Below are 20,788 nucleotides of genomic sequence, written 5' to 3' on the forward strand. Positions count from 1 at the left end.
AAGTAACAACTTTATCTTTTGACTATCTATGTCACTATAATAGGTCTAAGACAAAAACATAAATATACCCCTAATATTCAAATCGACTTTAGCTTACCAGCACAATGAATTATTCAAAACAGCAAATTTCTCCTAAAAAACAAAATTCAATCCAATACAACGTTGCCCAACTAATCCCTTTACAATATCTTTGCAACTGTTAAAAAGAATCCTATGATCAAAATTACTCTACCGGACGGAAGTGTTAGAGAATACGCAAAAGGAACCTCTCCATTAGAGGTGGCCAAAAGCATTAGTGAAGGTTTGGCAAGAAATATTATTTCTGCAAAATTCAATGGTGTAACAGTTGAGACCGTTAGCCCCTTACATGAAGATGGCTCCTTGGTTCTTTTTAGCTGGAACGATAAGGAAGGAAAAACTGCCTTTTGGCATTCCAGTTCCCATGTGGTTGCACAGGCATTGGAAGAATTATATCCAGGTGTAAAACTAACCATTGGTCCCGCTATTGAAAACGGATTTTATTACGATGTTGATTTAGGGGAGGGCACAATATCGGAAAAGGATTTCCCGATGATTGAAAAAAGAGCCTTGGAAATCGCCAGGGGGAAACACGAATTTAAAATGCGTTCGGCCTCTAAGGCAGAAGCCCTAGACCTCTACCGCTCACAGGGAAACCAATACAAGGTAGAACTTATTGAAAATCTAGAAGATGGCACCATTACTTTCTGTGATCATGACACCTTTACAGATTTATGTAGAGGGGGCCATATCCCAAATACAGGTATCATTAAGGCTATTAAAATATTAAGCGTAGCAGGTGCTTATTGGAGAGGGAACGAAAAGAATAACCAATTAACTAGGGTATACGGCATTTCCTTTCCAAAACAGAAAGAGCTTACCGAGTACCTAGAACTATTGGAGGAGGCCAAAAAACGCGATCATAGAAAATTAGGAAAGGAATTGGAACTATTTACCTTCTCCCAAAAAGTGGGTCAAGGTCTTCCGCTATGGTTGCCAAAAGGGGCAGCGTTACGCGACAGACTAGAACAATTTCTTAAAAAGGCACAAAAAAAAGCCGGTTATGAAATGGTGGTCACCCCACATATCGGTCAAAAGGAGCTTTACATCACCTCTGGGCATTACGAAAAATATGGGGAAGATAGTTTTCAACCTATAAAAACACCCAAAGAAGGTGAGGAGTTTTTGTTAAAACCAATGAATTGCCCACATCACTGTGAAATATACAACGCCAAACCTTTTAGTTATAGGGAGCTACCGAAGAGGTATGCTGAATTTGGTACCGTATACCGGTATGAACAGAGCGGAGAGCTTCACGGTTTAACCAGGGTACGTGGCTTTACACAAGATGATGCCCACATCTTCTGTACTCCAGACCAATTGGCAGACGAATTTAAAAATGTTATAGACCTTACTTTATATGTATTAGGTTCATTGGGCTTTGATAATTTTACCGCCCAAGTCTCCATAAGAGATCTGGAAAAACCTGAAAAATATATTGGGTCCCTTGAGAACTGGGAAAAGGCAGAAAATGCCATCATAAATGCCGCTAAGGAAAAGGGATTGGATTTCGTAATTGAAAGTGGGGAAGCCGCCTTTTACGGGCCAAAGCTCGACTTTATGGTGAAGGATGCCTTGGGTAGAAATTGGCAGTTGGGAACTATACAGGTAGACTACAACCTTCCTGAGCGGTTTGACCTTACTTATAAAGGAAGCGATAATGAGTTGCATAGACCTGTTATGATCCACCGTGCACCCTTTGGAAGTATGGAGCGATTTATTGCCTTATTACTTGAACATACGGGTGGAAATTTCCCGCTTTGGTTAATGCCAGAACAGGCAATTATCCTTCCAGTAAGCGAAAAACATGAAATATATGCGAAAAAAGTTTTAAATTCCTTGGAAAATAACGACATTCGCGCCCTCATTGATAATAGAAATGAGACAGTTGGCAAAAAAATAAGGGAAGCAGAGATGAATAAGATCCCATTTATGTTGATTGTTGGTGAGAATGAAGAAAAAGAGGAAACCATTTCTGTTAGACGTCATGGTGGTGAAGATCTTGGCTCCATTACCCTAGAAGCCTTTTCCGACTTGGTAAATAGTGAAATAAACAGTACCTTAAAGTCGTTTTAAAAAAATATATAAGTTTAATTAAAAAAGCAGAGTCATAGCAATAAGAAAACGTTTTAGACCACAGCCTAGGAGGGAGAATAAAAATCCCCATAATATTAATGAGAAAATTTTATCGCCCAAAGTAAGGTTGGTTGGCGACAATATTGAAGTAGGAGTGTACAGCACAAGGGATGCCTTAACCAAGGCCAAGGAATTGGAATTGGATTTGGTTGAAATCTCCCCTAAGGCCGATCCACCAGTTTGTAAAATTATAGATTACAAGAAGTTTCTATACGAACAAAAGAAGCGTGAAAAGGTCATGAAGGCCAAAGCTACTAAGGTTATCGTAAAAGAAATTAGATTTGGTCCACAAACTGATGATCACGACTACGAATTTAAAAAGAAACATGCCGAGAAATTCTTGAAGGATGGTGCTAAATTAAAGGCCTATGTATTCTTTAAAGGAAGATCTATTGTTTATAAAGATCAGGGTGAAATTCTCTTACTTAAATTAGCTTCCGAATTGGAAGATTTAGGCAAGGTAGAACAGATGCCTAAATTGGAAGGCAAAAGGATGACAATGTTCATTGCTCCCAAGACCAAAAAGTAAATCCACCTATTTAAAATAGGGGATATAAATGGAAAATTACCGGCTAATGTCGGATTGAAAATAGTAAGCGAGATAATTAATAAATAGGAATCAAATGCCTAAACAGAAAACAAAATCCAGTGCCAAAAAGCGTTTTAAGCTTACAGGTACAGGTAAAATTAAAAGAAAGCACGCCTATAAAAGCCACATTCTAACGAAGAAGTCTAAAAAGCGTAAGCTAGCGTTAACCCATTCTGGTCTTGTTCACAAGTCAGACGTTAACAGTATTAAAGAACAATTGCGTTTAACGTAATCGTTTATTCGGTAATTATTAACCCTGGAGATAGGCCAAACAATTTACGATCGTAGAATTATTCTTTACGACTTAAATAAACATAAAAGTGTCAATAATTGACCGCCTACTACAAAAAACAATTAAAATTATGCCAAGATCAGTAAATGCAGTTGCTTCTAGAGCTAGAAGAAAAAAAGTAATGAAGCAAGCCAAAGGTTACTTTGGAAGACGTAAAAACGTTTGGACAGTTGCAAAAAATGCGGTTGAAAAAGCAATGTTATATGCTTACAGAGACCGTAGAAACAAGAAAAGAACTTTCCGTTCGCTATGGATTACCCGTATCAACGCCGGGGCCAGATTGCACGGATTGTCCTATTCCCAGTTTATGGGTAAGGTAAAAGCCAACAACATAGAGCTAAACCGTAAGGTATTGGCAGATTTGGCTATGAACCACCCAGACGCTTTTAAGGCTATCGTAAACAAAGTAAAATAGATTAAATAACATCTCTCGCTTATAAAATCCTGTTCCGTTTCGGAGCAGGATTTTTTTTTACCCATAATTCAAATGGGGATTAATAGTTTATTACACAACCATTACACCCCAAAACAACTCACCACCAACTTTCTTCCACTGGCATGGTCACGGTGTTCGCATAAATATATCCCCTGCCATATTCCCAGATTAAGCCTTCCATTGGTAACTGGAATCTGTACGGATGCCCCCATCAATGAGGATTTAATATGAGCAGGCATATCGTCAGACCCTTCGTAATTATGAACATAATAAGGCGCATCTTCTGGGACCATAATGTTGATATGAGATTCAAAATCGGTCCTAACCGTAGGGTCCGCATTTTCATTTATAGTTAAACTAGCCGAAGTATGTTTTATAAATACCTGTAACATCCCCTGGTTAATCCGACTCAACTCAGACATAGTGTTCAAAACCTCTTCGGTGATAATATGAAATCCCCTTTTGCGAGGACGTAAGATAATTTCCTTCTGATAAAAATGCATTTGATGTGTTTTGTTAGTGACCGCTAATTTCGGGATAATCATAGAATAATCCACAATCATAAATCAAGAACCATTTAATAATTCTACAGCTTATAAATCCTTTCTCAAGGTAGATTATTTTATGGAGTATTAGATTACAACCTAAAGCTATCAGGCTTTCTACATACCATAAAAATGGGTGATAGTGCCATATGTGAAACTTATAACAACTAGGGCTCCATGTAGAATATATCCAATACCTTTGCAGATAAAATGAAGATGAATGGATTTATCAAAAGTAAGAATGGTGGTGACAGACATGGATGGCACCTTATTAAATACTAACCATGAAGTAAGCTCTAAATTCTTTACCCTGTTCCAACAATTAAAGGAGAAAGACATAATATTTGTAGCAGCCAGCGGACGCCAATACAATAGTATTGTAGAAAAATTGGATGCCATTAAGGATGATATCATTGTGGTAGCAGAAAATGGCGCTTATATCAGGAAACAGCAGAAGGAAATGCTTGCTACTCCCTTGGAGAATGGAACAATTAAAGAGGTTTTGGATATATTGAAAGATACCTCCGGGATCCATACTGTCCTTTGTGGTAAGGAAAACGCCTATATAGACGGTGAATCTGAATTGTTTCGGACTAAATTAAAGGAGTATTATAGCGAATTCAGCATCATAGATGACCTGTCTACCTTTAAAGGTGAGATTCTAAAGATTGCCCTCTATCATTCTGTAAACTCAGAGAAGCATATATACCCCTTAGTAAAACATTTAGAGAGTAAACTAAAAGTTAAAGTATCTGGAGAAAATTGGTTAGATCTTTCCAATATGAATGCCCATAAAGGATATGCCCTGGAACAATTGCAGCGGAAATATGGGATAAGTAAAGAAGAAACCATGGTTTTTGGCGATTATAACAATGATCTAGAAATGTTGACAATGGGACATTTTAGTTTTGCAATGGCCAATGCTCATCCCAACGTGATTGAAACTGCTAATTTTATGACCAGCAGCAACGACGATTTTGGGGTAGAACGAGTATTGGAACAGCTAGTTTTAAGTAAAACCAAAAACGCCTCCTACACCAATACGCCGTAGGGCAAATTTTCATCAATACGAAATCATCAGAAATTACCTATCCCCGAAGCAATGCTTTCGGGGATTTTTTTTATAAATCAACACTTTCAAATGACAAAAGCTAATTCTGGGAAGGGAATTTGTGAATGCCCTACCGTACATTAACCTACCGAGCATAAGAATCTCCGACTACAGGTCATCAAGTACTGTAGTTCGTTCTAGATATTCCTAGGTATTTATTATCTTAGTAACTAGCAACTCTGTTGTATCTTACAGATTTCGCGAGCAGAATTACTCATAATCAGGATCAATGGCAGCTTTACCTTAGGGAATTAAAGCTGCTTCCTATAGTCAATACCCCTTGGTAAAGCCCATGAGGCATCAGAGGGAAACTACCTATAAAATCTCGACGTAAGAGTAGGAGGTTGAACTCTCACTTAGTGAGTAAAGCACAAGGGTTATACCCTTATTATCAAAATATTTCGGACAAGGTAGCTGAATCCATAATTTTTAAATGGGCCCATATGAAGAGCTTAAAAGTAATAACAAACCCTGAGGTAGCGTTAATTTTCAACACCTATCCCGATGCGGTACGAAAAAAGCTAATGAATTTAAGAAATTTGGTCTTAGAGTCAGCCAACAACATTGAAGAAATAACGGCTTTGGAAGAAACCTTAAAGTGGGGAGAACCAAGCTATCTAACAAAAAATGGCAGCACTATTAGAATAGATTGGAAGCAACATAAACCAGAGGAATATGCCATGTACTTCAACTGTTCTAGCAGATTGGTGCCAACCTTCAAATTGGTTTTCAAAGACCTATTTACTTTCGAAGGAAATAGGGCCATTATTTTTAAAATGGAAGATACTATACCACAAGAAGCATTAAAAACCTGCATTTCTACAGCCTTAACCTATCATAAGGTGAAACAATTACCCGTATTGGGATTATAAAGAAATGGGGACTTATTGGATTTTAAGTAGGAGGTGAAGTTTAGTTCCATACAGGATCGGAATAGCACCAAATATTTAGCAACTAAAAACACACTTACTTCAACTCTAAATACTCAATCCGATCACAGTATATAGCCTAGAATCTTCTTATTAGGTTTTTTGATTTTTTTTCTTTGCGGCCGGGAACAGTACATTGTTTAAGATAAGTCGGTATCCTGGTGATGAAGGGTGCAATTCCAGTTCCGTTTTTGGATCTCCTACCTTATGCTGGTAATCTTCAGGGTCGTGCCCCCCATAAAATGTAAAGAAGCCCTTCCCTTTAATCCCGTGAATATAACGCGCCTCCCCATTAATTTTATTTTCCCCCAATACCAACACTGTTGGTTTGATCTCATTTCTGGTAAATGCTGTGGTCTGTCCCATAAACCCCTTGACTAATGAAGTGTGGTTCTGGCACAACATAGTAGGTACTGGGTCCCATTTTGCAGAGAACTCCATCAAAGAAAAATAATCAGATTCCTTAGGAACATTACTTCGTTTCCTAGTCATATCTATGGAACTAAATTCATAAGTCAACGGATTACGCTCCAAGGTGAAATTGGTAAATGCAAAAGTATTACCGTAATCCAAATTGGCCTGATAGTTGGCATCCGAAGGATCTCCATCGAACATTGGCTCACAAATATCGACTCCTTCTGCAGCTAGGGCAATATCAAAACTATCTGTGGCGGAACACATGGCAAACATAAAACCTCCCCCCATTACATATTTTCTAATTTTTTGAGCTACTGCTCCCTTCTGTTCGGAAACCTTATCATATCCTAATTTTTGCGCCATAGACTCCGCATTCAACTTCCCCTCAATATACCATGGGGCAGCCCTATAGGCACCATAAAATTTCCCGTACTGCCCCGTAAAGTCTTCATGATGAAGGTGCAACCAATCATAAAGCACCAGTTGGTCTTGCAACACCTCTTCGTCATACACCTTTTCATAGGGAATTTCCGCATAGGCAAGCACCATTGTAACGGCATCATCCCATGGAGGATTATCCTTGGGCGTATAAACCGCAATTTTAGGTGCCTTCTCCAAAACTACCGCTTCTTGGTTCTGGGAGGGACTACTAATTCCGTCCAATATTTCCCGGGTCTGCGACTCCGACAGTATTTCATAGGAAACGCCCCTTATTTGGCATTCCTTACGAATATTCTCCCCATCGGGTAGCAAAAATGAACCACCTCTATAATTTAGCAACCAGTGCACTTTTTGTTGTTTTGCCAACACCCAATACGTGATTCCATATGCCTTTAAATGGTTTTTTTGACCCTCGGCATCCATTGGAATTAAGATATTGGTCCCGTAAATAGAGCTACACCATAGAAAACAAAAAATTAAAAAAAAAAGGCCACCAAATGAAATCTGGGGCCGAATACTATTTTCCATTACACTATATATTGAAATAATTATAATACCCAATCAATTAGGAAAGGGAACTCTTTTATAAATTAACTTTCAATCCCATTAAAACGGCACATCGTTTTCGTCTTGTATGGAATCGTTGTTCATTGCACTACCGAAAGCCTCATTAGCATTGGGCAATCCTTTGGTTATAAATGGATTATCATCTTCTGCATTCATTTTGGACTGAAATTCGAAGGGAGAATCAAAATCATCCAAGTTATCAAATTTACCTAAATTACCAATAAACTTCAATCTGATATTCTCCAAGCCACCATTCCTGTGTTTTGCAACAATGAATTCCGCCTGACCTGCTGTTGGGGAGCGTTCCTCATCGTCCCACTCATCAATCTTATAATATTCTGGCCTATAGATAAAGGAAACGATATCCGCATCCTGTTCAATAGCTCCAGATTCCCTTAAATCCGAAAGAATAGGACGTTTACTCCCTCCCCTAGTTTCCACTGCTCGAGACAACTGTGATAGCGCTATTACTGGAATACTCAATTCCTTTGCCAGAGCCTTTAAGTTTCGGGAAATGGTAGAAATTTCCTGTTCACGGTTACCCCCTTTTTGGGTGCCTCCTGCTGTCATCAGCTGAAGGTAATCTATAACAATCATCTTTATATCGTGCTGGGAAGCCAATCGTCTTGCCTTTGCCCTAAGGTCAAATATAGAAAGGGAAGGGGTGTCATCTATAAACAATGGAGCAGATTCCAAAGATTTCACCTTCACGTTCAACTGTTCCCATTCGTGTTTTTCCAACCTACCGGTCCTTAATTTTTCTGAAGACAATCCAGTTTCGGAAGATATCAACCTAGTAATCAACTGCACAGAGGACATCTCCAAGGAGAAGAATGCCACTCCAATATTGGAATTAACCGCAATATTTCTAGCCATAGACAAGGTAAGAGCGGTTTTACCCATACCTGGACGTGCTGCAACAATGATCAAATCACTGGGCTGCCAGCCAGAGGTAAGTTTGTCCAATTTATCAAACCCAGAAGGGATTCCACTCAACCCTTCTTTCCCGGCAATTTCCTCTATTCTTTTCTTCGCTTGGATCACCAAGTTCTGGGCCGTTTCGGCAGAACGCTTTAGGTTACCTTGGGTAACATCGTATAATTTGGATTCCGCAGCATCCAAAAGATCAAACACATCGGTAGAATCTTCATATGCCTCTTCAATTATCTCATTGGAGATTTTAATAAGGCTCCGCTGTATAAATTTTTGGAGAATAATACGCGCATGGAATTCAATATGCGCAGATGAAGCCACCTTTTGAGTGAGTTTTATGAGGTAAAAATCCCCACCTGCACTTTCTAGGCGTCCGTCTTTTTTTAGTTGTGAGGAAACGGTTAATAAATCCACCGGTTCGGAGTTCTCAAACAGCTTAAATATCGCCTCATAGATGTATTTATGGGCTTCCTTATAAAATACATCGGGATGTAATATATCAATCACCTCATCGACCCCTTTTTTATCAATCATCATCGCACCCAATACAACCTCCTCTAAATCAACTGCTTGAGGCGGTATTTTTCCCTTCTCAAGGCTAATGATTGTAGATTTGTCGATCCGATGACCAATAACTGGGTTCGTTTTTTCCATGAGTACTAAATTAAGGATTAAGAATTAAATCGCTGTTCGGGATATTAACAATTGCTCAACAATTACCTTGTTGATAAGTTACGGAATTTGTTTATAAGCATAAAAAAACTGGAGAATTACCGCTCCAGTTTTATTTCGGCTACACAAAAAGGGATGCTATTCGTTGAATACACCCATGTTGGCATATTTATCCATTCGATTATCTACCAGTTCTTTTGGTGATAACTTTTTTAATTCCTCGAAATGGGAAGTAATTTTATTTTTTACGATTTCGAAAGTCTTTTCGCGGTTAGAATGCGCTCCACCTACAGGTTCCTTTACAATCTCATCGATCAATTTCATTTTCTTCATGTCGATTGCCGTAAGTTTTAAGGCTTCTGCCGCTTGCTCCTTGTATTCCCAGCTTCTCCACAGAATGGAGGAACAAGATTCCGGAGAAATAACGGAGTACCATGTGTTTTCCAACATCAATACCCTATCCCCTACACCTATTCCCAAGGCACCACCAGAGGCTCCCTCACCTATAATGACAACAATAATCGGCACTTTTAAACGGGTCATTTCCAAAATATTCCTTGCAATGGCCTCCCCTTGTCCCCTTTCTTCGGCTTCTATACCGGGATAGGCACCAGGAGTATCTATTAAACAGACCACTGGAACACCAAATTTCTCCGCCGATTTCATGAGCCTCAAGGCTTTTCTATATCCTTCAGGGTTCGCCATTCCGAAATTACGGAACTGCCTTGTTTTGGTATTATAGCCTTTTTGTTGCCCAACAAACATATACGTTTGATCGCCAATTTTACCAAGACCACCAATCATGGCCTTATCATCCTTTACGTTGCGATCTCCATGCAATTCCAAAAATGTTTCGCCACAGATAGCCCTAATATAATCTAGGGTATATGGCCTATTGGGATGCCTGGATAATTGCACTCGTTGCCAAGCAGTAAGGTTCTTATATATTTCCTTTCGAGTATCAGTCAATTTTTTCTGTATCTGCTTACAGGTTTCCGAAACATCAACTTCACTTTCCTCACCGATTATCATGCACTTATCAAACTGATCTTCGAGCTCCTTAATGGGAAGTTCAAAATCTAAATACTCCATAGGTTTAAAGGTTTAGTTCTTTTCAACATGCAAATATAAAACTTTAAAGGGAAGCTACCTCCTTAGACGTTTTTTTTAATTTGTTTCTATTCTTTAAAATACCGTTAGCCACTACTGTTGCTAGGATAATTAAGGCACCGATATAAAAAAAGGAATTCATTTTCTCACTATCTCCCAAAATCAGGAAGGCTAGAAAAATCCCATATATGGGCTCCATATTGGTCGTCAGCATAACGGTATAGGGACTAATAAACCTCATTACCTTCACCGATGCAATAAAAGCATATGCGGTACAGGCAGAGGCCAGAATAAACATATAAAGCCAATCTGCCGCAGATAATACAAAAAACTCTGGGACAAATCTCCCTCTAAAAGCAAGATATATAGTGAGCAATAACACTCCACTTCCCAATTCGTACAAGGATATAATAGCGGGTTTTTGGGTTTGGGTAAGTTTGCCGTTGATCAAGGTAAAGACCGCAGATAAAAATGCTGAAACCAATGCCAGTACAATACCATAGAGGTAATTAGTCTCTACATTGAACATCACATAAAGCCCTAGCATCACCACCAAACCGAAAACAAGCTCGTACCATATCATCTTACGACCGTACCACATAGGTTCCAACAATGCCGCAAAGAAAGCTCCCGTAGACATAGTAGCTAAGGCAACGGATACATTAGACACCTTTATGGCCATAAAAAAAGTAACCCAGTGTAGAGCAATCACTACCCCTGCAACCAATAATAATAACAAGGTTTTTGGCGGCACTTTTAAGGGGAATTTCCGAAGAAGCACGTATGCCAAGATCAATAAAAGGGCGATACCCATTCTATACCAGACCAATGGAAGGGCGTCTAAGGTGATTAGTTTACCCAAGACAGCTGTAAAGCCCCATATAAAAACAATAAAATGGAGGTGAAAGTAGTTTTTTAGTTTAACGCTTGGCATTTTTCAATAAGTAAAAACCAATAATACCAAACAACACATTGGGGATAATAACCGCCAATAAGGGGGAAAAGCCCGACTGTTCTGCCAAGGTTCCAAATACCTTATCAAAAAAGATATAGATGAATGCTACCCCTATTCCAAAAGCCAAGTTTACTCCCATGCCACCCCGTCTTTTTACGGAGGATACAGCAACCGCAATAATGGTAAGTATAAAGGCCGCAATAGGCAATGACCATCGCTTATATTTCACCAATACATAACTGTTAATATTGGAAGCTCCCTTTCTTTTTTGTGCCTCAATAAATTTGTTTAACTCAAACATATTTTTGGTCTCCGCTATGTAGGAAACGGGGGTTAGATCGTCTATTTTAAAATTAAAAAGGGTATCCAACCTTTTCTTGGTCTCCATTATTTCGGTACCATTGACCAGTTTTCGTTTGGAGTAAGATGTAAGTCTGTACACACTATCCTTTTCCACCCACCTAATATTGGCTGCGGATATCTTAAAATTTAGTGTATTGTCCGGGTTAAAACGCTCCATGGTAAAATTATAACCAATTTGTCTGGCCGGATCAAAAGTACTCACGTAGATATAATCGGTCTCATTTAATTGATTGAAGATATTAGTGGTAACCCGATCCTGTTTCCCCTTTTTTAAATATTCAAATTTAAATTCGTTGTACCCTACACTTGCCGGAGGTACAATAAACATATTCATAAAAAACATGATAAGCGCAATTATGGTAGCCCCTATCATATAAGGTCTTAAGAAGCGACCATAAGAAACCCCGGAACTTAATATAGCCACGATCTCGGTATTGTTAGCTAATTTGGACGTAAAGAAAATTACCGATAAAAAAAGAAAGATAGGGAACAATAAGTTTCCAATAACCAGCGTGAAATTCCAGTAATACATGATAATTTCCGCTAACGGAACTTCATTGTCTATCATCTTTCCAATTTGTTCTGCCAAATTTGCCATTATGCCTATCGGCACAAATAACATTAACATCACAAAAAAGGTTACCAGATAGCGTTTTAATATGTATTTATCTATTATGGTCAGCACCTATAATCTTTTATCCATTTGTTTTACCATCATGGTTTTCCATTCGTAGAAATCTCCTGCTATAATACGCTTTCTTGCTTCACGCACCAACCACATATAAAATCCGAGATTGTGAATAGTAGCAATTTGCTTCCCCAAATATTCGTTTGCAGCAAATAAATGTCTTAGATAGGCTTTGGAGTACTCTCTATCTACAAAAGTAGTACCCATTTCATCCAAGGCAGAAAAATCGTCCTCCCACTTTTTATTTTTTATATTGATGGTGCCATGAGCGGTAAATAGCATCCCGTTCCTTGCATTTCTAGTAGGCATCACACAATCAAACATATCAACACCCAACGCAATATTTTCTAAAATATTGATAGGCGTCCCTACTCCCATAAGATATCTAGGCTTGTCCTCAGGTAAAATATCGCATACAACCTCGGTCATAGCGTACATTTCATCTGCGGGCTCCCCTACAGATAATCCACCTATAGCATTCCCCTCTGCCCCCACTCCGGCGATATACTCAGCAGATTGCCTTCTAAGGTCCTTATAGGTAGAGCCTTGAACGATAGGAAAAAAAGTCTGCTCATAATCATAGGCTAAAGGGGTTTTATCTAGATGTTTTATACATCGATCCAACCACCTATGCGTCATATGCATAGATCTTTTGGCGTAATTATAATCGCAAGGATAAGGTGTACATTCATCAAAGGCCATAATAATATCGGCCCCTATCACCCTTTGGATTTCCATTACGTTCTCTGGGGTAAACACATGGTAGGATCCATCTATATGGGATTTAAACTTAACCCCTTCCTCCTTGATCTTCCTGTTCTCGGATAAGGAATACACTTGGTATCCCCCGCTATCGGTTAATATATTCCGGTCCCAGCCCATAAATTTATGGAGTCCCCCTGCCTGTTGTAAAATATTAGTTTTAGGCCTAAGGTATAAATGGTAGGTATTCCCTAGAATTACATCTGGGTTTATCTCTTCCTTAAGTTCCTTTTGATGAACTCCCTTTACCGATGCAACTGTTCCTACAGGCATAAATATGGGGGTTTCTATTTTACCGTGGTCCGTAATAAGTTCTGCGGCCCTGGCCTTTGTTCTAGTATCTGAGTGCTGTAAAGTGAATTTCAAAAAAAAGTGATTTAAAGCCGCAAATATAGTCAACTCCTTGTCATTAAGTTGCCAACAAAAAAATAAAGTTGGCCTAATCATTGCTAAAGTTAACAAAATATAACAACTCCTACTTGTATACACAAAAGATAGCCACTACTTTTGGGGGAGTTTAAAAAAATAGACAAAAATGCCAAAACTTCAAGAATTACAAGATTTGACCGTTCAGGTACGCAGAGACATATTGAGAATGGTCCACAAGGTTAACTCCGGACATCCAGGAGGTTCATTGGGTTGTACTGAATATATGGTAGCACTATACAATGACATTATGGAGCTTAAGGATGGGTTTGATATGGATGGGGAAGGAGAAGATCTATTCTTTTTATCCAACGGCCATATCTCCCCAGTATTCTATAGTGTTTTAGCAAGAAAAGGATATTTTCCTGTTGATGAATTAAATACATTCAGACTTATCAACTCGCGTTTACAGGGTCACCCAACTACTCATGAAGGGTTACCTGGGGTGCGTATTGCCTCCGGATCTTTAGGTCAAGGTATGTCCGTAGCTTTAGGCGCGGCACAGGCTAAAAAACTAAATAAGGATCCCAAACTAGTGTATACCCTACACGGTGACGGTGAATTACAGGAAGGACAGAACTGGGAAGCCATTATGTATGCTGCTGGTAAAAAGGTAGACAACCTTATATCTACCATTGATTACAATGGACAGCAGATAGATGGGGCAACCGAAGACGTTTTGCCAATGGGCGATTTAAGAAAGAAATTCGAGGCATTTGGCTGGGATGTTGTTGACATTGAGGAAGGCAACAATTTAGAAGCCGTTATAAAAGGAATGAAAGAGGCCAAAAGCAGGACTGGAAAAGGCAAACCAGTATGTGTTTTGTTACACACGGTAATGGGACATGGGGTAGACTTTATGATGTACACCCACGCATGGCACGGAAAGGCTCCCAATGATGAGCAATTGGAGAACGCCCTATCACAAAATCCAGTAACCCTCGGAGATTATTAATCCAACCCATTTCTATTAACGATAAAGAAAGTACACGATGAAAAAATATATAGATCAAGGAAAAAACGATACAAGAAGTGGATTTGGTGCCGGACTAGCCGAACTTGGCAGAAGCAACCCCAATGTAGTTGCTTTATGTGCAGATTTGGTTGGTTCCCTAAAAATGGAAAAGTTTATTGAGGAAAATCCAGAGCGATTTTTCCAAATAGGAATTGCCGAGGCCAATATGATGGGCATTGCAGCGGGACTCACTATAGGAGGGAAAATACCTTTTACAGGAACTTTCGCTAATTTTTCTACTGGACGCGTCTACGATCAAATCCGCCAGTCTATTGCCTATTCTGGTAAAAACGTAAAGATCTGTGCCTCCCATGCTGGAGTTACCTTAGGTGAGGACGGTGCCACACACCAGATTTTGGAGGATTTGGGAATGATGAAAATGTTACCTGGAATGACCGTTATCAATCCATGTGATTACAACCAGACAAAAGCAGCTACTATTGCCATTGCGGAACACGAAGGCCCAGTTTACCTGAGATTCGGTCGTCCAAAAGTAGCTAATTTCACCCCTGTAGATCAGAAATTTGAAATTGGGAAGGCCCTTATGCTTAGTGAAGGTACCGATGTAACCATTGTTGCCACCGGCCATTTGGTCTGGGAAGCATTGGTCGCTGCCGAAAATTTGGAGAAACAAGGAATTTCTGCAGAAGTCATCAACATACATACCATTAAGCCTTTTGACGGAGAAGCAGTGTTAAAGTCTGTTAAAAAAACCGGCTGTGTCGTGAGTGCGGAAGAGCATAACTATTTGGGAGGACTTGGTGAAAGTGTTGCCGGATACCTTGCTACTACGCATCCTACGCCCCAGGAATTTGTTGGGACAAAAGATACTTTTGGAGAAAGTGGCACCCCAGAAGAATTAATGGCTAAGTATGGTTTGGATACTAAAGCCATAGAAAAAGCCGTTTTAAAAGTGTTAAAAAGAAAGTAATTCTAATGCCCTTGGGTAGATGACATCGCTTGATCTAAAATTTGGTGAATACATAAGAGCGCAACAAAGAGACAATACTTTATTAAAGAGTATTACTCTAAGGCAATCTTATAGTCCACCACTTTTTTTGTGTCAAGTATATTTTTTTTTGAGATAAACCATGAAAAATATTGTGCCTATAATTGTACAATGTTTTCTAATTTAAAAGAACACACCTATGATGAAAAAAACAGTTTTATTGGCAGCTTTTGCTTTAATAAGTATAACTGCATTCGCACAAAAAGATCCGGGCTTTGGAATAAAGGCAGGTCTAAACTATGGCGCCAACGGGGATTATTTTGAGTCTACCGAAAACGCATATAAGGACCCCAAGAGCAACGTGGGCTACCATGTTGGGATTTTCGGCAAGCTGGGGGACAAAATTTATTTCCGTCCCGAATTGGTATATACCAAGACCAAATCGGATTATGACAACAATAGTTTGGCGATGAGCAAATTAGATGCTCCCCTTTTATTAGGCGTTAACCTTATTGGGCCACTTCAAGTTTTCGCAGGTCCTGCGTTCCAGTATATTTTGGATACAGATTACGATGGTATCACTATAGGGGATGTAGAAGATGATTTCACTGTAGGACTCAATGTGGGCGTTGGAATCGCATTCGGAAAATTCGGAATCGATCTAAGGTATGAAAGAGGATTTAGCGAGAATGAGGTAACTGTAGTTGATGGTGTATTTTCTGGAGACAGAATCGACACCAGACCCGATCAATTGATCTTGAGCTTGGGAATTAGCCTTTAATAGTACTTAGCAAGAAGTCGCACTAGAGTTTTACTTGCTTAAAAGTTATTGGAACCGTCCATCAAATTAATTTGATGGACGGTTTTTTTTTAGACCTCATTAACCGGGAAATCATTTAAAAAATCAATTCTATGTTGGGCGTTCCCCTATTGGGTCGCTTTTTTCGCTATATCTTTTTTGATTGTCGCTCTACACCATCCATTATGTGGCTCTATTTAGGCATTGTCCACAATACCTGCAAGGTTTGCTAAACCTTGCAGGATTAGGAAATACAAGTCCAAAAAGATCAAAAAAGGATGCCGCTGCACAAGCTAACGCAGAGATTAGTATTAAGTACACAGTTCTGAGTATTCAGTATTGTGTCCGTTATATTTCCCTGATATAGCTCAACCAATTCAATTGGACCTCTACCACATAACTTGATAACTCCGTATTCTCATAACCTTTTAACAATTCACCCTAGAAGGTGAGATTTCTCAATCGCCCAAAAATAAGGCTCATTTCGAAATGACGTAAAACATTTCCAAATTGACAATTCCACACATTAGCAAATTAACAAATTGTTATATTTTCATAGTATTCCCTCCGTAACTTCAATACTCCGCATCTTCATACCCTTTTAACAATGCTGATCGAATTGAATTGCCCCGTGATTTATCACGGGGATTACTAACGAATCAGAAAAACGGCTTTAGCCAAAGCCTGAATGCTTCCCTTATAGGCACATTTCCAAATTGACATATCAACACATTAGTAAATTAATTAACTGGTGCATTTTTACATTAATAAAATATTCTATTTAAACCTCCCCGTTACTTAGAGTGGCTTTATGGAGCGCAGCGGAATAAAAATGTATCCAGAAGCAAGTTTGACATTTATCCATTTACACTTCCTTGATGTAGGATGCCACATTAAATAAAAAACCATGAGAACATCACTAAAAGGAATAAAAAAACCGACTCCTGAATCAGATTCAAAAGTCGGTTTTTAGTGAATTTTAATTTTGGATTATTTGGTAGTGGGATCCAAATAATCCGGAGTTCCGTTTCCATTGGTATCAGGGAAGCTTATATTTCCATCCGCATCTATAAGAATCTCCTCTCTTGTAGGTTTTCCATCACCGTCATCATCGGGGTCCATAAAGTTGGCTGTAAATTGAACCTTATCTTTTATCTCTTTCTCTATATCTGTGTTATCGTCATACAAATACCCATTTCCATTTAAATCTTCCATAAATGACGGAATCCCATCATTATCATGGTCAATTTGACTCATTGCAAAAAGATCGATTGTAAACACTAAAGGGCTATAAGCTGGAATATTGGGAACACTAGAGTTATAATAACCCAATCCTGAAGGAAAAATAACCAACCCTACTCCATACTCTTCCACAGAAAAGGTTCCATCCGCATTAATTATAGGCGCTCCCCCTGTCTTAAGATGGGATGTCCCTTCCGCAAATCCACGTGCACCTCCTCCTTGAATTCCAGCCAAATCGAACCATACCGGTGAATTACCGGAAGCATCAAATCTTTTACCATTCAACAACATTCCCTCATATCTAACAAATGCAGAATCGGCTACGGTAATTGCTTTACCTACTCCTTCTCTGGCTACCAAATAATAATAAGTATGGTCTACCATACCTTCTCCTTCCGATCCAAACCTATTGGCAGGTACGGAAATGGTTTTAGCAGTAACCTGGCTCATTAGGCTTGTCTTATCCGCATTGTCCCCAGCGAGGGTATCTATCTTTATTTTAAAATTGAAGCCTTCAGCAGGACTTTCAAATTCCTCATAGTTATAGAAATGTGTTTCCAAAAAATCTTTAATACTAGTGTCATCTAGTGGAATCACTTCCTCCAAATTCTTTGGAGGCACCACCACTACTGAGGGGCCGTCATCCTTCTTACAGGACCAAATAGTAACAAATACAAAAGCGAACAACAGAACTCTCTTTAAAATCATTGATTTCTTATTTAAAGGCGGCAAGATACAATTTTCCCCTATTTTTGTAGGAGACCTTAACAAAGAATTTGAATAGTTTATGCGAATTGACAAATACTTATGGAGCACCCGCTATTATAAGACCCGCAATATAGCAACCGAAGCTTGTAAAAAGGGCCATATTAGAATAAACGAGCAGGTGGTAAAACCCTCTAGGGAGGTGTATCCCACAGATAAGATTGTGGTTAGGAAAAACCAGATTAAGTATCAGTTTACCGTCTTGGACATCCCACCAAGCAGGGTTGGCGCCAAATTAGTGGATATCTATAGAAAGGATACCACGCCTAAGGAGGCTTTTGAGCACAATGAGCTGTTACAGTATTCCAAGGATTACTATAGAAAAAAAGGGATGGGCAGACCTACGAAAAAAGATAGAAGAGATATTACGGACTACTTGGAGGAAGATCCAGTAGATGGACCAGTAAAAAAAACTGATGAAGGAACAGAATAAGAATTTCTGGGAAAACAAATACAACAGCGGGAATTTGGGTTGGGATATTGGATACGCCTCCCCTCCCCTTACTGCCTATTTGGACCAATTGCCCAACAAGGATATAAAAATCCTTATCCCCGGTGCTGGAAACGCATACGAACTCCTATATCTGGTTCAACATGGCTTTAAGAACGTATATATTGTTGATATTGCCAAAGCACCCCTAGACCGCATAAAAATGCAGTTACCCAATTACCCCGAGGACCAACTTATAGAAGGTGATTTCTTTGACCTAGACCTGACGGGTTTTGATTTAATTATAGAACAGACTTTTTTTTGTGCCATAGCTCCCAGCTTAAGACCGCAATATGTACTTAAAATAAAAGAACTTTTAAGGCCAAAGGGCAAGCTGGTAGGATTGTTTTTTACTTTCCCACTAACCGAGTCAGGGCCACCCTATGGGGGAAGTATAACCGAATACAAGGCTCATTTTTCGGACTATTTCCAATTTAAGGTATTGGAAACTGCCTACAATTCTATAAAACCGAGAGAAGATAAGGAACTGTTTTTTATATTTGAATCCAAATAAGAAGTACTATGTCCAACAGAATATTATCCCACGAAGAAATACAGCACAAAATTAAACGCATTGCCTATCAGATCTACGAGGCCAATGTAAATGAGGAGGAGATTATTATTGCAGGTATAGAAGGCGGCGGATTGAGTTTTGCGAAAAAAATTCAATCTGTACTACAACAGATAACCGATGCCAATATTACCTTGTGCAAAGTACATATGGACAAAAAGAACCCGTTAAACAGCGGGGTAAGCACCTCTATCCCTGAATCTGGGTACACGAATCGATCTGTGGTATTAGTAGACGACGTATTAAACTCTGGCACTACCCTGATCTATGGAGTGCACCATTTTTTAAAAGTCCCATTAAAACAGCTAAAAACGGCGGTATTGGTCAATAGAAACCACAAGAAATATCCCGTTAAAGCCGATTATAAAGGAATTTCCCTTTCTACATCATTACTGGAACACATTATTGTAGAATTCAAAAACAATAACGATTCCGTGTACCTATCCGAGTAAGCCGATAATCTCATCAGCAATGTGCTGAGGCGATTTATTATCACATTCCACAATATGATTTGCTTTTAAGTAGAAGTTATTGCGTTCAAATAAATGCTTGCCAATAAACTCTGGCAGGTCTTCATTCGCAATATCCTTGATAAGGGGTCTGTGTTCCTTTTCAGGTATTAATCGTTCAATCAATCCCGGAATGGAAACTTTTAGGTAAAAAACAGCATCTGCATATTGCAACATACTGTCCATATTTCCGGAATAACATGGAGTTCCACCCCCAGTTGACAAAATAAAGTTGGAATCTTCAGTTAAAAGTTCATTTAAAAAATGATGCTCTTTATTCCTAAAAAACACTTCTCCCTTGGTTTTAAAGAGCTCAGAAATGGAGGTCCCAAGATTGTTTTCCAAGACATCGTCCAAGTCTAAAAATCTACATTTCAATTCCTTAGCCAACAATTTCCCTATGGTAGACTTCCCACTACCCATATACCCTATCAATACTATTTTCACGGTTCAAATTTTTTGTAAATTTGGCTTAAATTGGTGGTAAATAAAAAAAAATAAAAAAATAATAAAAAAGCCTTGTTATACAAACAAATGATTTTATATTTGCACCCGCAAACAACACGTATTTGCATCACATATTGACCTGGTAGCTCAGTTGGTAGAGCATCTCCCTTTTAAGGAGAGGGTCCTGGGTTCGAGCCCCAGCCCGGTCACAAAAAAGTTAAGTTCGCGCTTAACTTTTTTTGTTTAAAGTTATTTGAAATTACTTAATTTTGTATTTAGAATCAGCATTAAAGTGAATTCCAAATACATTATCAAAAAGCCCACGTGGTGAAATTGGTAGACACGCTACCTTGAGGGGGTAGTGTTCGCAAGGATGTGCTAGTTCGAATCTAGTCGTGGGCACTGTAACCGTTAGCACTAAATTTTATTTAGGCTAACGGTTTATTATTTAATCGCACTTTTTTCATTTTTAAACCACTCCAAATCTCCAAATTTAATTTAAACAATAAAAACTTTGCAAAACAAACAAATGATTTTATATTTGCAGCCCC

Annotated in this window: 21 protein-coding genes and 2 tRNA genes; 14 read left to right on the top strand and 9 right to left on the bottom strand. The window is 38.9% G+C overall.

What is annotated here, in order from left to right; genetic code table 11:
- Positions 1–213: 213 nt before the first annotated feature.
- The 4 genes from thrS to rplT all read left to right on the top strand — a co-directional run bounded on the left by thrS (position 214) and on the right by rplT (position 3,510).
- Positions 214–2,154 (top strand): threonine--tRNA ligase, encoded by a 1,941-nt coding sequence (gene thrS / locus KCTC52924_RS01465; RefSeq protein WP_251809121.1) that lies wholly within the window; start codon positions 214–216, stop codon positions 2,152–2,154.
- Between the two features lie 34 nt (positions 2,155–2,188).
- Positions 2,189–2,743 carry a translation initiation factor IF-3 gene (gene infC / locus KCTC52924_RS01470; RefSeq protein ID WP_370671539.1) on the top strand — a complete coding sequence of 185 codons (555 nt, stop codon included), beginning with the start codon at positions 2,189–2,191 and terminating at the stop codon, positions 2,741–2,743.
- A gap of 94 nt (positions 2,744–2,837) precedes the next feature.
- Positions 2,838–3,035 (top strand): 50S ribosomal protein L35, encoded by a 198-nt coding sequence (gene rpmI / locus KCTC52924_RS01475; protein ID WP_251809122.1) that lies wholly within the window; start codon positions 2,838–2,840, stop codon positions 3,033–3,035.
- 130 nt (positions 3,036–3,165) lie between these two features.
- A complete protein-coding gene (gene rplT, locus KCTC52924_RS01480; protein WP_251809123.1) occupies positions 3,166–3,510 on the top strand; it encodes a 50S ribosomal protein L20 in 345 nt (114 codons plus the stop codon).
- 101 nt (positions 3,511–3,611) lie between these two features.
- On the opposite strand, the gene KCTC52924_RS01485 is transcribed toward rplT, so the two are convergent.
- Positions 3,612–4,034 carry a secondary thiamine-phosphate synthase enzyme YjbQ gene (locus KCTC52924_RS01485; RefSeq protein WP_251809212.1) on the bottom strand — a complete coding sequence of 141 codons (423 nt, stop codon included), beginning with the start codon at positions 4,032–4,034 and terminating at the stop codon, positions 3,612–3,614.
- Between the two features lie 262 nt (positions 4,035–4,296).
- Here KCTC52924_RS01485 and KCTC52924_RS01490 point away from each other — a divergent pair, with 262 nt between their 5' ends.
- Together KCTC52924_RS01490 and KCTC52924_RS01495 are read left to right on the top strand one after the other, a co-directional pair.
- The gene (locus KCTC52924_RS01490; protein WP_251809124.1) at positions 4,297–5,127 is read left to right on the top strand and encodes an HAD family hydrolase; all 831 of its coding nucleotides are present in this window, start codon (positions 4,297–4,299) and stop codon (positions 5,125–5,127) included.
- A 503-nt stretch (positions 5,128–5,630) separates the two neighbouring features.
- The gene (locus KCTC52924_RS01495; RefSeq protein ID WP_251809125.1) at positions 5,631–6,059 is read left to right on the top strand and encodes a DUF1801 domain-containing protein; all 429 of its coding nucleotides are present in this window, start codon (positions 5,631–5,633) and stop codon (positions 6,057–6,059) included.
- A gap of 150 nt (positions 6,060–6,209) precedes the next feature.
- Here the strand turns inward: KCTC52924_RS01495 and KCTC52924_RS01500 are convergent, their stop codons facing one another.
- The 6 genes from KCTC52924_RS01500 to tgt all read right to left on the bottom strand — a co-directional run bounded on the left by KCTC52924_RS01500 (position 6,210) and on the right by tgt (position 13,390).
- Entirely contained in the window at positions 6,210–7,397 is a 1,188-nt protein-coding gene (locus KCTC52924_RS01500; RefSeq protein WP_251809213.1) for an asparagine synthetase B, read from the bottom strand.
- Between the two features lie 183 nt (positions 7,398–7,580).
- Positions 7,581–9,128, bottom strand: coding sequence for a replicative DNA helicase (dnaB, locus tag KCTC52924_RS01505; protein ID WP_251809126.1), 1,548 nt, complete (start codon positions 9,126–9,128; stop codon positions 7,581–7,583).
- 156 nt (positions 9,129–9,284) lie between these two features.
- Positions 9,285–10,238: an acetyl-CoA carboxylase carboxyltransferase subunit alpha gene (locus tag KCTC52924_RS01510; protein WP_251809127.1), complete on the bottom strand. Its 954-nt coding sequence runs from the start codon at positions 10,236–10,238 to the stop codon at positions 9,285–9,287.
- A gap of 43 nt (positions 10,239–10,281) precedes the next feature.
- Positions 10,282–11,190, bottom strand: coding sequence for a DMT family transporter (locus tag KCTC52924_RS01515; RefSeq protein ID WP_251809128.1), 909 nt, complete (start codon positions 11,188–11,190; stop codon positions 10,282–10,284).
- Positions 11,177–12,256 carry an LptF/LptG family permease gene (locus KCTC52924_RS01520; RefSeq protein WP_251809214.1) on the bottom strand — a complete coding sequence of 360 codons (1,080 nt, stop codon included), beginning with the start codon at positions 12,254–12,256 and terminating at the stop codon, positions 11,177–11,179. The genes KCTC52924_RS01515 and KCTC52924_RS01520 overlap by 14 nt, the downstream gene beginning before the upstream one ends.
- Positions 12,257–12,259: 3 nt before the next feature.
- A complete protein-coding gene (tgt, locus tag KCTC52924_RS01525; RefSeq protein ID WP_251809129.1) occupies positions 12,260–13,390 on the bottom strand; it encodes a tRNA guanosine(34) transglycosylase Tgt in 1,131 nt (376 codons plus the stop codon).
- Positions 13,391–13,559: 169 nt separating this feature from the next.
- Here tgt and KCTC52924_RS01530 point away from each other — a divergent pair, with 169 nt between their 5' ends.
- From KCTC52924_RS01530 to KCTC52924_RS01540, 3 genes are all read left to right on the top strand, one after another.
- Complete coding sequence (locus KCTC52924_RS01530; RefSeq protein ID WP_251809130.1) at positions 13,560–14,405, top strand: transketolase; 846 nt, start codon at positions 13,560–13,562, stop codon at positions 14,403–14,405.
- A 37-nt stretch (positions 14,406–14,442) separates the two neighbouring features.
- Positions 14,443–15,396, top strand: a complete 954-nt coding sequence (locus KCTC52924_RS01535; RefSeq protein WP_251809131.1) for a transketolase family protein — start codon at positions 14,443–14,445, stop codon at positions 15,394–15,396.
- A gap of 220 nt (positions 15,397–15,616) precedes the next feature.
- On the top strand, positions 15,617–16,195 hold the full coding sequence (locus KCTC52924_RS01540) for an outer membrane beta-barrel protein (protein ID WP_251809215.1): 579 nt from the start codon (positions 15,617–15,619) through the stop codon (positions 16,193–16,195).
- Positions 16,196–17,203: 1,008 nt separating this feature from the next.
- Here KCTC52924_RS01540 and KCTC52924_RS01545 read toward each other — a convergent pair.
- Positions 17,204–18,163 carry an FKBP-type peptidyl-prolyl cis-trans isomerase gene (locus KCTC52924_RS01545; protein ID WP_251809132.1) on the bottom strand — a complete coding sequence of 320 codons (960 nt, stop codon included), beginning with the start codon at positions 18,161–18,163 and terminating at the stop codon, positions 17,204–17,206.
- A gap of 79 nt (positions 18,164–18,242) precedes the next feature.
- Here KCTC52924_RS01545 and KCTC52924_RS01550 point away from each other — a divergent pair, with 79 nt between their 5' ends.
- Genes KCTC52924_RS01550 through KCTC52924_RS01560 form a run of 3 tightly spaced genes read left to right on the top strand, consistent with a single transcriptional unit; the run spans position 18,243 to position 19,733 of the window.
- On the top strand, positions 18,243–18,653 hold the full coding sequence (locus tag KCTC52924_RS01550) for an RNA-binding S4 domain-containing protein (protein ID WP_251809133.1): 411 nt from the start codon (positions 18,243–18,245) through the stop codon (positions 18,651–18,653).
- A complete protein-coding gene (locus KCTC52924_RS01555; protein WP_251809134.1) occupies positions 18,637–19,224 on the top strand; it encodes a methyltransferase domain-containing protein in 588 nt (195 codons plus the stop codon). Before KCTC52924_RS01550 ends, KCTC52924_RS01555 begins: the two co-directional genes overlap by 17 nt.
- 8 nt (positions 19,225–19,232) lie before the next feature.
- Positions 19,233–19,733, top strand: coding sequence for a phosphoribosyltransferase family protein (locus KCTC52924_RS01560; protein WP_251809135.1), 501 nt, complete (start codon positions 19,233–19,235; stop codon positions 19,731–19,733).
- On the opposite strand, the gene KCTC52924_RS01565 is transcribed toward KCTC52924_RS01560, so the two are convergent.
- On the bottom strand, positions 19,722–20,237 hold the full coding sequence (locus KCTC52924_RS01565; RefSeq protein ID WP_251809136.1) for a shikimate kinase: 516 nt from the start codon (positions 20,235–20,237) through the stop codon (positions 19,722–19,724). The two genes, KCTC52924_RS01560 and KCTC52924_RS01565, sit on opposite strands and share 12 nt — an antisense overlap.
- 136 nt (positions 20,238–20,373) lie before the next feature.
- On the opposite strand from KCTC52924_RS01565, the gene KCTC52924_RS01570 reads away from it, so the two are divergent.
- Both KCTC52924_RS01570 and KCTC52924_RS01575 read left to right on the top strand, forming a co-directional pair.
- Positions 20,374–20,446: transfer RNA gene (locus KCTC52924_RS01570), tRNA-Lys, on the top strand.
- A 109-nt stretch (positions 20,447–20,555) separates the two neighbouring features.
- Positions 20,556–20,639: transfer RNA gene (locus KCTC52924_RS01575), tRNA-Leu, on the top strand.
- Positions 20,640–20,788: the final 149 nt, after the last annotated feature.

This window comes from Arenibacter antarcticus, assembly GCF_041320605.1.
GTDB classification, from domain to species: Bacteria; Bacteroidota; Bacteroidia; order Flavobacteriales; family Flavobacteriaceae; genus Arenibacter; species Arenibacter antarcticus.